Annotated in this window: 1 pseudogene; it reads left to right on the top strand. The window is 75.7% G+C overall.

What is annotated here, in order from left to right:
- Positions 1–231, top strand: a pseudogene (locus tag G3N92_RS34635) (hypothetical protein); the annotation flags it as partial.
- Positions 232–563 lie beyond the last annotated feature (332 nt).

Genomic DNA, 563 nt, shown 5'->3' on the forward strand with positions numbered 1-563 from the left:
TCGACGGCGCTCGGCACGGTGGCCTCGACCGGCGTCACGACGGTGGGCGCCGTCGGCAACGTGGTCACGCAGACGGTGGGCGCCGTCGGCGCGGCGCTGCCGGGCGTGGCGATCACGCCGTCGTCGGGCACGTCCGGTTCGTCGGGCTCGTCGACGGGCGCGGGCACGCTGCTCTCGCCGGTGACGTCGCTCGTCACCACGCTGGCCGGCGCGGCGCTGCCGCGCAAGTAAGGCAAGCCGTCGCGCCACGGCGCGCGGCTCCGGCGACGCGGGCGTTCCGGCAACGGCGCGCCCGTCCACGCTCCCGGCCCATCCGGCCGGATCGCAGGCGGTACGACCTTCGCGTCGTGCCGCCTTTTTTCTTGCCGCGAGTGCCTTCGCGCTGTCCGCTCGGCCATCCCCAAGGGAACTCGCTCGCGACGCACGGTCGAACCCGCTTGCAGCACGACGCGCACGCCGGCCGCCGAGGCAGCCGCCAGGGCCACGTCTTATAGTGAAGCCCACCCGCCCCCCATGCCGGCGGCGCGCGGCGCCGGACGACACCGGCCGCCGATCCTGCAGAC

The sequence above is a fragment of the Burkholderia sp. Ac-20379 genome, from assembly GCF_017104645.1.
In the GTDB taxonomy this organism is placed as follows: domain Bacteria; phylum Pseudomonadota; class Gammaproteobacteria; order Burkholderiales; family Burkholderiaceae; genus Burkholderia.